The 13,179-nt window shown below is 66.6% G+C and carries 11 protein-coding genes; 9 read left to right on the top strand and 2 right to left on the bottom strand.

Features of this window, described 5'->3' with window-relative positions:
* Nucleotides 1-32 precede the first annotated feature (32 nt).
* The 5 genes from CQY20_RS15595 (at nt 33) to CQY20_RS15575 (ending at nt 5,537) form a co-directional block, all read left to right on the top strand.
* Complete coding sequence (locus CQY20_RS15595; protein WP_097941005.1) at nt 33-1,154, top strand: MCE family protein; 1,122 nt, start codon at nt 33-35, stop codon at nt 1,152-1,154.
* A complete protein-coding gene (locus CQY20_RS15590) occupies nt 1,154-2,851 on the top strand; it encodes an MCE family protein (protein WP_097941004.1) in 1,698 nt (565 codons plus the stop codon). Before CQY20_RS15595 ends, CQY20_RS15590 begins: the two co-directional genes overlap by 1 nt.
* A complete protein-coding gene (locus tag CQY20_RS15585) occupies nt 2,848-3,333 on the top strand; it encodes an Rv2253/PknI dimerization domain-containing protein (RefSeq protein ID WP_308494495.1) in 486 nt (161 codons plus the stop codon). The genes CQY20_RS15590 and CQY20_RS15585 overlap by 4 nt, the downstream gene beginning before the upstream one ends.
* Before the next feature lie 129 nt (nt 3,334-3,462).
* Complete coding sequence (locus CQY20_RS15580) at nt 3,463-4,461, top strand: LLM class flavin-dependent oxidoreductase (protein WP_097940984.1); 999 nt, start codon at nt 3,463-3,465, stop codon at nt 4,459-4,461.
* Entirely contained in the window at nt 4,461-5,537 is a 1,077-nt protein-coding gene (locus CQY20_RS15575) for an NAD(P)H-dependent amine dehydrogenase family protein (protein ID WP_097941002.1), read from the top strand. The genes CQY20_RS15580 and CQY20_RS15575 overlap by 1 nt, the downstream gene beginning before the upstream one ends.
* 135 nt (nt 5,538-5,672) lie before the next feature.
* On the opposite strand, the gene CQY20_RS15570 is transcribed toward CQY20_RS15575, so the two are convergent.
* Entirely contained in the window at nt 5,673-6,959 is a 1,287-nt protein-coding gene (locus CQY20_RS15570; protein ID WP_097940983.1) for a TetR/AcrR family transcriptional regulator, read from the bottom strand.
* Between the two features lie 282 nt (nt 6,960-7,241).
* On the opposite strand from CQY20_RS15570, the gene CQY20_RS15565 reads away from it, so the two are divergent.
* Nucleotides 7,242-8,465 carry a cytochrome P450 gene (locus CQY20_RS15565; RefSeq protein ID WP_097940982.1) on the top strand — a complete coding sequence of 408 codons (1,224 nt, stop codon included), beginning with the start codon at nt 7,242-7,244 and terminating at the stop codon, nt 8,463-8,465.
* Here the strand turns inward: CQY20_RS15565 and CQY20_RS15560 are convergent.
* Nucleotides 8,462-9,385: an SDR family NAD(P)-dependent oxidoreductase gene (locus CQY20_RS15560; protein ID WP_097940981.1), complete on the bottom strand. Its 924-nt coding sequence runs from the start codon at nt 9,383-9,385 to the stop codon at nt 8,462-8,464. The two genes, CQY20_RS15565 and CQY20_RS15560, sit on opposite strands and share 4 nt — an antisense overlap.
* A 34-nt stretch (nt 9,386-9,419) precedes the next feature.
* On the opposite strand from CQY20_RS15560, the gene CQY20_RS15555 reads away from it, so the two are divergent.
* The 3 genes from CQY20_RS15555 to CQY20_RS15545 all read left to right on the top strand — a co-directional run bounded on the left by CQY20_RS15555 (nt 9,420) and on the right by CQY20_RS15545 (nt 13,174).
* Nucleotides 9,420-11,159 carry a nitric oxide reductase activation protein NorD gene (locus tag CQY20_RS15555; RefSeq protein WP_174814796.1) on the top strand — a complete coding sequence of 580 codons (1,740 nt, stop codon included), beginning with the start codon at nt 9,420-9,422 and terminating at the stop codon, nt 11,157-11,159.
* A gap of 74 nt (nt 11,160-11,233) precedes the next feature.
* Nucleotides 11,234-12,037 carry a CbbQ/NirQ/NorQ/GpvN family protein gene (locus CQY20_RS15550; RefSeq protein ID WP_097940980.1) on the top strand — a complete coding sequence of 268 codons (804 nt, stop codon included), beginning with the start codon at nt 11,234-11,236 and terminating at the stop codon, nt 12,035-12,037.
* A 24-nt stretch (nt 12,038-12,061) separates the two neighbouring features.
* The gene (locus CQY20_RS15545; RefSeq protein ID WP_097940979.1) at nt 12,062-13,174 is read left to right on the top strand and encodes an ABC transporter substrate-binding protein; all 1,113 of its coding nucleotides are present in this window, start codon (nt 12,062-12,064) and stop codon (nt 13,172-13,174) included.
* The last annotated feature ends 5 nt before the right edge of the window (nt 13,175-13,179 follow it).

Here is a 13,179-nt window from a genome sequence, read left to right as displayed (position 1 = left end):
TGCGTCGCCTGGTGGCGATCGGATGCAGCGTCATGCTGGCCGTGACGGGCTGCGCTTTCCAAGGCGTGAACTCGCTGCCGCTGCCGGGTGCGGTGGGCCGGGGCCCTGACGCGGCCGTCTACCACGTCGAGCTTGCGAATATCGGTACGCTGGAATCGAATTCGCCGGTGATGATCGACGATGTCGTCGTCGGCAGCGTCGGCAGGATGCGGCTGCACGGTTGGCACATCGACCTCGATCTGTCCCTCAAACCCGACGCGATAGTGCCCGCGAACGCAGTGGCCGCGGTCGGCCAGACCAGCCTGCTCGGTTCGATGCATGTCGCGCTCGACCCGCCGCCCGGGGAGAAGCCGACCGGTCGGCTGCGGCCCGGCTCGACCATCGGGCTGAACAGCTCGTCGACCTATCCGTCCACCGAGCAGACGTTGTCGTCGCTGGCGGCCGTGGTCAACGGCGGCGGACTCGGCCAGATCGGCGACATCGTGCACAATTTCAACACCGCGCTCAACGGACGCCAGCACACCGTTCGCGACCTGATTACCCGGCTCGACACCCTGGTGGGCACGCTGTATCAACAGCGCGACAACATCGTCGCGACCATCGATGAACTGAACCGCTTCGCCTCGACACTCGGCGGCCAGCAGGAAGTGATCACCCGCGCGCTGAACAAGATCCCGCCCGCACTGGACGTGCTGGTGCGCCAGCGACCCCATTTCACCACCGCGCTGACCAAACTCGGCACGCTGAGCGACACCGCCACCGGGTTGATCAACGACACCCAGGCCGACCTCGTCACGAACCTGCAGAACCTGGAGCCGACGCTCAAGGCGCTTGCCGACGTGGGGCCCGAGATCGACACGGCCCTGGCCTACCTACCGACGTTCCCGCTGACTCAGAACCTGATCGACCGAGGCGTCCGCGGTGATTACGTGAACCTCTGGGTCACCGTCGATCTGACGCTTTCACGGCTGAAGAGAGGTCTGTTCCTCGGCACGCGGATCGGACAGGACCGTGCCTCGATGATCCCCGCCCCCGGCGATCCCGGGTATGACGCGTACTACACGAAGCACCCGCTCACCGTTGGCACAACGCCGCCGTTCGGACCGATACCGAACGCCGACCCCGCGCCGTGGGAGCCGGGAGGCGGTGGCTGATGCTGACCCGGTTCGTCCGCATCCAGCTCGCGATCTTCACGATCGCCTCGATCGTCGGCGTGCTCGTCATGGTGTTCACCTACATGCAGGTGCCGACGCTACTCGGCATCGGGCGGATCACCGTCACGCTTGAACTGCCGGCATCCGGTGGGCTGTACCGGTTTTCGAATGTCACCTATCGCGGAGTCCAGGTCGGCAAGGTGACGAAGATGGACGTGTCGCGGACCATGGCCACCGCGACTCTGAGTCTGGCCACTTCGCCCAAGATTCCCGCCGACCTGCAGGCCGAGGTGCGCAGCATCTCCGCGGTCGGCGAACAGTACGTCGAGCTCTTGCCGCGCACGGACGCGCCACCCTACCTGCAGGACGGTTCGGTGATTCCGATGTGGCGCACCAAGATCCCGCAAGCTGTCGGCCCGATGCTCGACCAGGTCAGCACCCTGATCAACAGCATCCCCAAGGACGACCTCAGTGGCCTGCTCGACGAATCGTTCAAGGCGTTCAACGGGTCCGGCTTCGACCTGGGCTCGCTGTTCGACTCGTCAGCGCAGATATCGGCCGACCTCAACCGGGTGGGCGATCGGTCCTCAACGCTGATCGAGGACTCCGGACCGCTGCTCGATGCGCAAGCGACGACTGCGGATTCGCTGCGCACATGGGCCAGCAGCCTGGCGGGGATCACCGGACAGGTGGTCACCAACGACCCGGAGGTTCGTACGCTGCTCCAGGAAGGCCCGCCAGCGGCTGACGAAGTGTCGCGACTCTTCGATCAGATCAAGCCGACGCTGCCGATCCTGCTGGCGAACCTCACCACATTCGGCCAGGTGGGCGTGACCTATCACCCGTCACTCGAGCAGGTCCTGGTGTTGCTGCCGCCGTTCGTCGCCAACGTGCTGTCATCGGCACCGGAGAACAACCCGACCGGAATCCCGTTGGGCGACTTCCGCGTCGAGATCGGTGATGGCCCGCCGTGCACGGTCGGCTTCCTGCCGCCGTCACAGTGGCGGTCGCCCGCCGATACGACGACGGTCGACACACCGGATGGCTTGTACTGCAAGCTGCCTCAGGATGCGCCGATCGTGGTGCGCGGTGCGCGCAACTCGCCGTGCATGGGTGTGCCGGGTAAGCGTGCCCCGACGGTGCAGGAGTGCTACAGCGACAAGCCGTACACGCCGCTGGCGATGCGCCAGCACATCACCGGACCGTATCCGTTCGACCCCAACCTGGTCGCGCAGGGCATTCCGCCGGACTCGCGCGCCGAGGGCAACGAGCGTCTCTACACCCCGACCGAAGGAACGCCGCTGCCGCCGGGAGCGGTCCCGTCGGGCACCCCGCCGCAGGGACCGCCGCCAGGCGCGCCGCCTCTGCCACTGCCGCCGGAAGGCCCACCACCGCCACCGGAGGCGCCTGCGCCTGCTGACGCGCCACAAGCGGGCGAGTCGCCGCCACCTGGTGACGCGCCGCCACCGCCACAGCCCGGCGAGGTGTTCCCGCCGTTGGACACCGGCGGTGAAGTGGCAGCGACGCCGAGTTCGTTCGCCGCCAACGATTCCGAGCCAGGCACGACTGTGGCCGTCGCTCATTACGATCCGCAGACCGGTCGCTACGCCACCCCCGATGGACAGGTGTATCGGCAGAGCGACCTCGTCGATCCGGCCCGGTCGTGGCAGGATCTCGTCTATAGGGCAGACCAATGATGTTGGCACGGTTGATCATCGGTGTGCTCACCCTGGCGGTGCTGTCATGTGTCGCGCCTGCTCACGCGGACCCCAATGACGGCGTCGCCCTCAACGGCACGTATACGGCGTTTTCGGACGGCGTGTGGGCCAAGACGAAAGACTCGTTACACGAGGAGGCCAGCGTCACCCAGACCTGGACGATCACCTCGACGTGCACCACGTATCAAGACTGCACTGGGCGGGTGGTCAGCGATCAAGGCTGGAGCGCCGACATGGTTTACCGGAGCGGCACCTGGCGAGTGCGTCGCACTGTCGACAATTGGGAGCCGTGTCCGGACGGCACCGCACATCCGGGGGAGCAGACGTTCACGTTCTGGCACGGCTACCCCGACCCGATTCCGTACAAGGGCTGGGACACCACGTTGGGTCCCAGCGGAGCGTGTGGAATCAACAGGCCGCTCAACATCCGGATGCCGTTCACGCTCACCCCGGTCGGGTGATCCTCACGACGATGCGAACGCGCCCTGCGGAATGGTCAGCGGCAGGTCGACCGAGCTGAGCAGACCGGCGGGTGGCGCAATGGCCGCACAGGTGCAGCCTGAACAAATATTAGGTTATAGTCCGCGGCAGTGTTCACGATCCGGTTCGACATGCGGGCGCCGTCGTTCGGCGCGCCGACCAGCGAGCTGTACGCCGCCGCGATCGACATGTGCGCATGGGCCGAGAGCCGCGGGGCGATCGTGGCCGTGCTGTCGGAACATCACGGCACCGAGGACGGCCACCTACCGTCGCCGCTGATGCTGGCCTCGGCGATCGCCGCCCGCACCCAGCGGTTGCCGATCATGCTGGCCGCGGTGGTGCTGCCGTTCTGCGACCCCGTCCGGCTGGCCGAGGACATGAGCGTGCTCGACATCATCAGCAACGGACGGGTGTCCTACGCGTTCGGCATCGGGCACCGCAGGGAGGAATACGAGCACTTCGGTGTCGATATGCGGCGGCGCGGACGGCTGGCCGAAGAAAAGCTGACTCTGCTAAGACGTCTGCTCGCGGGTGAACCGGTGTGCCACGACGGCCGCCGCATCCAGGTCACCCCGGCCTGCACGACGCCGGGCGGGCCGTTCATCATGCTCGCAGGCGGAAGCGCGGCGGCGGTCGAACGGGCGGCCAGGCACGGGTTGGGCATCGTTCTGCAAACCAACAGCGGCGGTTTGAAAGAGCGCTACGAGCGCGAATGCCGCGCGGCAGGACATCAGCCCGGCTTCGTTCAGCTGCCCGACGAGTGCGCGCCGACTGCGGTGTTCGTCGCCGGCAACGCGGACGGCGACGTGGACAAGGCGTGGCGCGAGCTCGGGCCGCATCTGCTGCACGACGCGGTCACGGCCGCGTCCTACCGGCACGGCGACATGGACGTGGCCAGCATCTCGCGCGCCACCGACGTCGCCGGGTTGCGCGCGCCCGACAGCCCCTGCCGGGTCTTCACCGTCGAGCAGGCGGCCGACTACATGCGTAGCGGAAAAGCATTGCCGCTGGCGCCATTATGCGGCGGGCTGGCGCCGGAGGTGGCGTGGCCGTACTTGGAACGCGCCGTCGAAGCCGCGGCCCGCGCAGGCTCAGCGAAGGAGGAATGATGCACGCGGATACAAAGCGCGTCGTGGTCTGGTCGACCGGTGGTGTCGGCTCGATCGCCATCGACGCCGTGCACCGACGGTCCGACCTCGAACTCGTCGGGGTGTGGGTGCACTCGCCGGACAAGGTCGGCCGCGACGCCGGTGAGCTCTCCGGGCACGAACCGATCGGGGTCATCGCCACCGACGACGCCGACGAGTTGATCGGTCTTCGGCCCGACTGCGCCGTGTATGCCGCCAGCGGGCCGGAACGCGACGCGGGCGCGGTGCCCGACTACCTTCGGCTGCTGGAAGCCGGAATCAACGTCGTGTCAACGACTTCGACGTCGCTGGTGTACCCGCCGGCGTACTACTCGCCCGACTGGCGCGACCAGCTCGAAGCGGCGGCCAAGTCGGGCGACGCCTCGTTCTACGCGTCGGGCATCTTCCCCGGGTTCGGTTCGGATCAGCTGGCACTGCTTCTGGCCACGCAGTCGAAGAAGATCCGCTGCATCAAGGCCACCGAGATCGCACTCAACGACCACTATCCGGTGGCCGACATCATGATGAACGGCATGGGGTTCGGCCATCCGCTCGCCTTCGAGCCGATGCTGAAGACCCCCGGATTCATCGAGATGGCTTGGAAGGCACCGATCTACCTGATGGCCGACGGACTCGGCGTGGAAGTCGAGGAGGTCCGCGGCGCGTTCGACCGGCGGTTGACCGACCGCGACATCGAAGTGGCGTTCGGCACCATCAAGGCCGGAACCTGCGGTGCGGTGCTGACGAGGGCCGCAGGTGTCGTCAACGGCCGCGACGCCATCGTGATCGAACACATCATCCGGATGGCCCGCGACGTCGCACCCGATTGGCCGGCCTCGGAGTTCGACGCCACCTACCGCGTCGACATCGACGGCGACCCCGACATCCACTGCGCGATGAACCTCGGCGACGCGGAGGGACATGGCGCCGGTCGGGCCGCGATGGCCGCCACCGCCATGCGCGTCGTCAATGCGATCCCATATGTCGTCGACGCGCCCGCGGGACTACTCAGTTCGCTGGACCTGCCGAATACGTTGCCGCGCCATGCATTCGACTGAACTAGTCCTTAGTTTCCCCGCGAAACGGAATCCTCGCAGGCCCTCACTCGGAATTCCTCTGCGCGGATTCCGTCTCGCGACTGCGGATAATAGCCGCCGAGGCCGCCAGCGTGCGGGGCTGGGCCAAGCTACCCGTCACGCTCGGCTAGTCGCGACCCCGCGCAGCGCCGTGTCGCGCAGATGGATCAGCGAGCGCCGGGTGCCGAGCTCGTGCAGGATGTTCTCGGGTATCCACCCGACACCGATGACGGATCGCGCCAACATCTCGTTCGACGGGCTGTCGATGACGATCTCGCCGCTGCGGATCCCTTCGGCGAGAAGGGTTTTCATCTGCCGCACCCGCTTGGCGAATAACCAGCCGGGGTTCGGGGTGTCCGGGGGAGACTGCCGCATCCAGGCGAGCTGAATGCGGAACTCGTCGCCGAACCGGTGGAGGACATTCGTGTTGACCCAGCTCAGCGCGTCCAGTTTGGCGATCGGCGAGGCGTCCGAGCGCAACACCGCGGTCCAACCCTCGGCGACCTTCTCGCCGAACGACTGCATGATCGACGCCAGCAGCTGGTCCTTGGAGCCGATCAGCCGATACACCGTTCCCGTCCCGAGCTGTGCCGCCGACGCGATGTCGCGGATCGTGGTGACCTCGTAGCCCCTGCGGCCGAATTCCGCGCGCGCGACGGCACGTATGTATGCGGCCTTGTCGTCGGGTTCGGCGGCGCGTTCCTCCGCCCACGCCGCGATCACGGCGTCGGCCGCCAGAAACGCTGATGACCTGTCGAGTTCGTCATCGGTCGGCGGCACACTGGCGAGGCCTTCGAGCAGGATTCGGCAGAGCAACTCGGCGAGCTTGTCCGCGCCGGCGTTGTGCCGGATGACGTCTAGCCCGACCTGCAACATCACCTGAACCATGCGGTCGGCGAGGATCGGCAGGTCGACGTCCGGCTTGAGGTAGCCGCTCCAGCGGGCGGCGCGCAGCGTCTGTAGCATCGCCTCCAGGATCGCCGTCGGCCGCTGCCGGGCCAGGGCAGTGAGTTCCCTGCTGGAGCCGGGCCCTTCGTAGAACGTCATCTGCAGCGCGGCCCTGTGCATCACCGCGCATTGCGCGATTGCCGAACACAGGTCGACGATCCGGTCGAAGGCGGACCGCGACGAGGGATCGTCGAGACTGCTGAGCGCTTGCTCGGCGATGCGGTCGAGATCGGCGTGGTAGCGCCGCAGCAACTCGACGAGGATCGCTTCCTTGGATTCGAAGTGGTGATACAGGCTGCCCGGCAGAATCCCTGCAGCGTCAGCAATCTCCTGAAGCGATGTGCGTAGGCCCGAACTCGCGATGAGAGACGCCGCGGTTTGCAGAATTTCGGTTCGCCGTGACCCATCGTCGTAGGCGTTCCCGGCATTCTTCGGCGTCACCTGTGGACGCCCCACAACACCTCCACGGCGCTTGACTCCCGTCACGGGTTTGCCTGACCGACCCAATGTTTCGTCAACGCTACCAGAAGTCGGGGTCGCGGCTTTGTAGTCCGGGGAAGGGAAAGTGCCGGTAGAACGGGCTGCGTCGGCGGCACTCATGGGCCGCTCATGGGCTTGGTCCGGGATCCACGGCCGCTCCTTGTGTCGCCCCCTTTGCGGCGACCATAATGCGGAACAGATTTTTGGTCAACGACCCAACTCGGGTGGCATGCCGGCTGGTGGAGAAGTAGGGGCGCGATGAGCGAGCAGTTGTCGCAGGGTGTCAAGGATGCGCAGGCGAAGTTCGACGCGGGGATGGGGGCCGACGGCGACGCGTCGCCGTACCCGATGCTCGCCGAACTGAGGGCACAAGCTCCGGTACACCCGGGCTGGAAAGAGATGGGGATTGTCGAGAATCCCCCGGACGGTCAACAGATCTTCACCGCGTACAGCTTCGACGCGGTGAAGGCGGTGTTCACCGACAACAGCACGTTCAGCACCAAGTGCTACGAGGCGATCGTGCGACCCCTGCAGGGCCCGACGATCCTCGAGATGCAGGAGCCGGAGCATCAGGTGTATCGCAGGCTGCACGAGTTCGCCTTCGCCAGGCCCTCGATGCGACGTTGGGAGGCCGAACTGGTGCGCCCCCTCGTCGAGCGCACCGTGGAGCGGTTGCGCGAGAACAAGAGCGCAGACCTGGTCGAGGAGGTCTTCATGCCGATACCGGTGCGCGTCATCGCGGCGCTCATCGGCCTGCCGGAGACCGACATCGGAGAGTTCCACCGCCTGGCCATCGACCTGCTCGGCTTCCACTCCGACATGGACAGCGCGCTGCGGGCCTCGGCCCAGCTGAAGGAGTACTTCGTCGGGATCCTGGCCGACCGGCGACGCAGCCCGCGCGACGACATAGTCAGCGTGCTGGCCGAGGCCGACATCGACGGCGTGAAGATGTCCGACGAGCAGATCTACGGGTTCATGCGAAACCTGTTGCCCGCTGGCGCAGAAACCACATCGCGGTCGACGGCGAGCCTGGCGTTCGGGCTGCTGACACATCCCGACCAGCTGGCGGCGGTCATCGCCGACCGCGACCTGCTACCGCAGGCGATCGAAGAGGGCATCCGCTGGGAGACCCCGCTGCTCAACTTCATGCGCGAGACCACGCGCGACATCGAGTTCTACGGCGTGTCGATCCCGGCGGGCTCGACGATGTCGGTGAATCTCGGCAGCGCCAATCACGACGAGTCGCGGTGGACCCTACCCGAGCGATTCGACATCTTTCGGGAACGCAAGCCGCACATCGGTTTCGGGCACGGTGCGCACGTCTGCCTCGGGATGCATCTGGCGCGGCTGGAGAGCACCATCATCTTCAACACGCTGTTCGACCGGCTACTCGGGCTTCGGCTCGACCCCGACGCACCCGAGCCCTACATCTCCGGCATGTTCTTCCGCTCTCCGCCGCATCTCAGGGTGGTGTGGGACTAAAGGCCCAATCGCTCGTAGATCCCGAAGACCTCGTCGTAGATCGCCCCAGGCACGGTGAACGGCTCTGTCGCAGACACTTCGGCGAAGTGGGCGGCGACGTCGTCGGCGGTCGGGTGCGAGCCGGGCGGCGCCGGCCAGCCCTGCGCCAAGCCGATGAACACCCGCGCGAACCGCCCGCCGATGGCCGAATAGTTCTGGTGGCTGACCTGGCACTGCCGGCTCGCCAGATAGACCACCATCGGGACCACCAACTCGGGTTTGATCACGTCCAGGAACCCGGTCTCCTGAAGCGCCTTCGAATCACCGACCGTTTCACTGACCATCCGCGAAAAGCCGGTCGGCAGCACGGCGTTGGCAAGGATCCCGTGCGGTTGCCCCTCCAACGCGATCACGTTGGTGAGACCGACGAGCCCGGCCTTGGCTGCGGCGTAGTGGGCCTCCAGATGCTGGCCGAACATGCCCGCCGACGACGAAATGAACACGAACCGCCCGTAATTCTGCGCTTTCATCACCTTGTAGGCGGGCTGGGCGAGGTAGAACCCGCCGTCGAGATGCACGGCGATCATGCGGCGCCACTGCTGTGGCGAAAGCTCGTCGAATGCGACGCTGTCGAAGATCCCGGCGTTGCTGATCACCGCGTCGAGCCGGCCGAAACGTGTCACGGCCGTATGCACGATCGCGTTTCCGCCTTCGGGTCTGTCGACGGAGTCGTGCGACGCCACGGCCGTTCCATCTAATGCCGTGATCTCCTCGACCACACTGTCGGCGACCGACGCGTCGGCCCCTTCCCCGTGCATGGAGCCGCCGAGATCGTTGACGACCACCTTGGCGCCGCGGCGTGCCAACTCGAGGGCGTAGAGCCGGCCCAGCCCGCGCCCGCCGCCGGTGACGACCGCGACCTGGCCGTCGAAGTCGATCACGAGCAAGCCTTTCAGTTTCGTTGACTGGCGTCGGATGCGGACATTACGGTGGAACAGATATTTGGTCAACGAGCGAGGTGGCGTGGCGACAGGCACTCCGGAGGACGACGACGAGGACGGCCCGCGCAGGCTTGGACTGGTGGCGTCGGCGCTGGCCGGCCGTACCGTCGCGGTGACAGCGGGCGTTCCCGGCGAACCACCGTGGACCGACGGCATCACGATCTTCGTCGACCCCTCGGAGACGCCCGGCAGGCAGCTGCAGGCCGCGGCGGTACAGGCGTCGCTCTTGGCCGCGGGAAGCCTCGCGCCGGACGTGGTGCGCAAGCTGCAGCGGCGTCCCAGCCTGGCGAGGAAGTACCTGGCCATCGAAGGGCATCGGGCGTTGGCGGCCAACGAGGATCTGCTGCCGCAAGCCCTCCGGCCGTTGATCGACTTCAACGTCGCGATCCGCTCACAGACCCCGGCCGCCTCGCTGGCCTTGGCGCGCGACAGGAAGATCGCCGATCCACCGGTCGGCTTCGGCGTGATCAAACCGCGCAACCTGCTGGCGACATACGCACAATCGAAGGCCGCCGACGTGGCGGGCGCGCACGACCCCAGACGCAAGTCGCCGAAAGAACTGTCGGAACTCGACGACGCCGACGACGACGGCTCCGATGTCATGGACCCGTTCTCCAATCCCGTCGGAGGCGGCGGCGCGGCGGGAAAGCTGTTGCAGCGCATGATGAGCAGGGTCCGGCAGCTCAGTGGCGGTGGGTCTCCCGGCGCCGATACCCCCACGCACCGAACGAGCAAGGGCATCCGCGGTGCAGGCATGGTCACGTCGACGTCGGCCGCTCCTTCGGAGGTCGACAACGCCGATGACGGCGGCGGCGAAGGCAGGAAGTATCCCGAGTGGGATTCCCATCGAAAGCGATACCGGCCGGACTGGTGCACCGTCCACGAATTGGATTCGCCTGTCACCGAGCGTCGTTCGATGCCACGCCCCGACGTGCACGCGTTGCGGCGGCCGCTGACCCGGCTTGGTATCGGGCTGGACCGCTGCCATCGCCAGACCCAGGGGGACGACATCGACGTCGACGCCGCGGTGGAGGCGCGGGTGGAGATGATGGCGGGGTCGACCCCCGATGAGGCCGTTTACCTTGACAACCTGCGTCGCCGGCGCGATCTGGCGGTGCTCGTTCTGCTCGATGTGTCCGGATCGTCCTCCGAGGCAGGCACTTTCGGGCAGACCGTGCATGAGCAACAACGCGCGGCGGCGGCCGCTTTGATCGTCGCGCTGCACGACCTCGGCGATCGTGTGGCGCTGTACGCCTATCAGTCGCAGGGCCGCTCAGCGGTGCACATGCTGCCCATCAAGCGCTTCGACGACAACCTGGACGCGCTGGTGATGCGGCGGCTCGGCAGCCTCACCCCCGGTGCGTACTCGCGTCTCGGCGCGGCGATTCGCCATGGCACTTCGGTGATTACCGAAAAGGCCGGTACGAAGCGTCGGCTGCTCGTGGTGCTGTCGGACGGACTGGCCTACGACCATGGCTACGAGCGGTTCTACGGGGCCGCCGACGCGCATCGCGCACTCGGTGAAGCGCGCCGCCAGGGCATCGGTTGTCTGTGTCTGACGATCGGCGCCGCCACCGAATCGGGCGAACTGCGCAGGGTGTTCGGCAGCGCAGCGCACGCGTCAATTCCCAAGCCCAAACAGCTCGCCGACGTGATCGGGCCGCTGTTTCGCGCCGCATTGCGCACCGCGGACCTGCGGCGGCGCGTCGCCTGACAAACCGGATCTTGAACCAAACATCTGTTCCGCGCTAGGGTGCTTGAGAACGCGGAGTCTTCAGAGAGGACGTCATGTCGGTGAAGCCGCCCCGCCCCTATTACGTGCCAGTGGGCAACGAGGAGCAGGTGTTCAAGGCGGCCTACCGGCAAAACCTGTCGATCGTGCTGAAGGGTCCGACAGGATGTGGCAAGACGCGGTTCGTCGAGGCGATGGCGCACGATCTGGACCGTCCGCTGATCACCGTCGCCTGCCATGACGACCTGACCACCGCCGATCTCGTCGGGCGGTTCCTGCTGCACGGCGGCGAAACCGAATGGGTCGATGGACCGTTGACGCGGGCCGTGCGCGACGGCGCGATCTGCTATCTCGACGAGGTCGTCGAGGCGCGGCAGGACACCACCGTGGTGCTGCACCCGCTGGCCGACCATCGGCGCCAGTTGCCGATCGAGCGGCTCGGCATAACGCTCGACGCGGCGCCGGGGTTCGGCCTGGTGGTGTCGTACAACCCGGGCTACCAGAGCGTGCTCAAAGACCTCAAAGATTCGACGCGCCAACGCATGGTGGCGATCGACTTCGGTTTTCCCACACCGGATGTCGAGGAGAAGATCCTCGTCAACGAGGCGCGCATCGATCACGAACGCGCCGCCGAACTCGTTCGACTGGGCCAAGCCATCCGGCGGTTGGAGACCGGCGGGCTGCGCGAAGTGGCGTCGACCCGGGTACTGATCGCGGCGGGCCAGCTGATCGCGGAGGGGCTCAGTGCGCGCGAGGCCGCCCGCGCCGCCATCGCAGGGCCCCTCACCGACGACTCGACTGTCACACGCGGCCTGGCCGAAATGATCGACGTGTACATGCCCGATTCGACCGCCGACTGACGCACCGCCGTAGGAGATAGCCGCATGTCGTACGAAAGCTCTGCTGAGCCAATCAAAATCGGCTACCTGATGGACTTCAAGCTGCCCGATCTCTACCCCCGGGAGATGCGGGAGGACCTGTCCAATCCCTTCGAGTTGGTGTTCGGCGAGGCGCTGGAGAACGGCGTCATCGACCGGCCCATCGAGATCGTCTACCGGGAGGTGGAGGGGCTGCCGAAGGGGTCAGTGAAGGCGGTCATCGACGCGTATGGCGAACTGGTCGATGAGGGCTGTCTCGTCGTGTTCGGGCCGCACATCTCCGACAACTGCATCCCGACCCGGGAGGCCATCGAAGAACGCTTCAAGGTGCCTGCCCTGAGCGTCACCGGTAGCGACGACTGGCTGGGGGAGTGGACGTTCTCGTTCCCGCAGGGGTCGCTGACCGACGAGCCGATCTTCTGGGCCGATCTGCTTGCCAAGGGCGGCCACACCGAGGTCGGCGTGCTGATCGAGCAGTCGCTGGTGGGCGACACCTACGTCAAGAACTTCCGCAACGCATGCAAGCGCAAGGGAATTCGGATCGTCGCCGAGGAGTCCCTCGCGCAGACCGCGCAGGACGTCACCGCTGCGGTGCAGACCATGCATGAGGCCAAGCCGAGCGCGTTGGTGCACTGCGGCTTCGGTTTCGGCATCGTCTTTCTGAACTCCGCTCTGGAATCGGCCGGTTGGGATCCGCCGCGGTTCACCAGCACCGCCTTCCAGAACGCGTGGATCAACCCGATCATGTGGAACGCGTTCATGGGGTGGACCGGTGTCGACCAGTACGACGAGGGAAACCCTGTCGGGCAGGCGTTTCTGGACAAGTACGAGGCCAAGTACGGCCGCCGCCCGCAGTACTGCGTGCCGGTGGTCAACTGCGACGTCGCCAACGCCATGTTGCGGGCGTTCACCGACGCGCATCCGCTCAGCCCGCGCGGCGTCAAGGAGGCACTGGAACGGGTCAAGATGATGCCCGCCGCGGCAGGCGCACCGGGCACCAGGGTGTCGTTCGGCAACTGGACGCGCCGCGCGTGGATGGGCGCAGGCTATCTGGTGGCGCGCAGGCTCGCCGCCGACGGCGTCAACTCCCATCTCGTCGACCGATTCGGTGAGGAGTAGGCCGA

Origin of the sequence: Mycolicibacterium agri (genome assembly GCF_002553505.1) — a bacterium.
GTDB classification, from domain to species: domain Bacteria; phylum Actinomycetota; class Actinomycetes; order Mycobacteriales; family Mycobacteriaceae; genus Mycobacterium; species Mycobacterium agri.
This window is presented reverse-complemented; position numbering and strand designations above follow the sequence as displayed.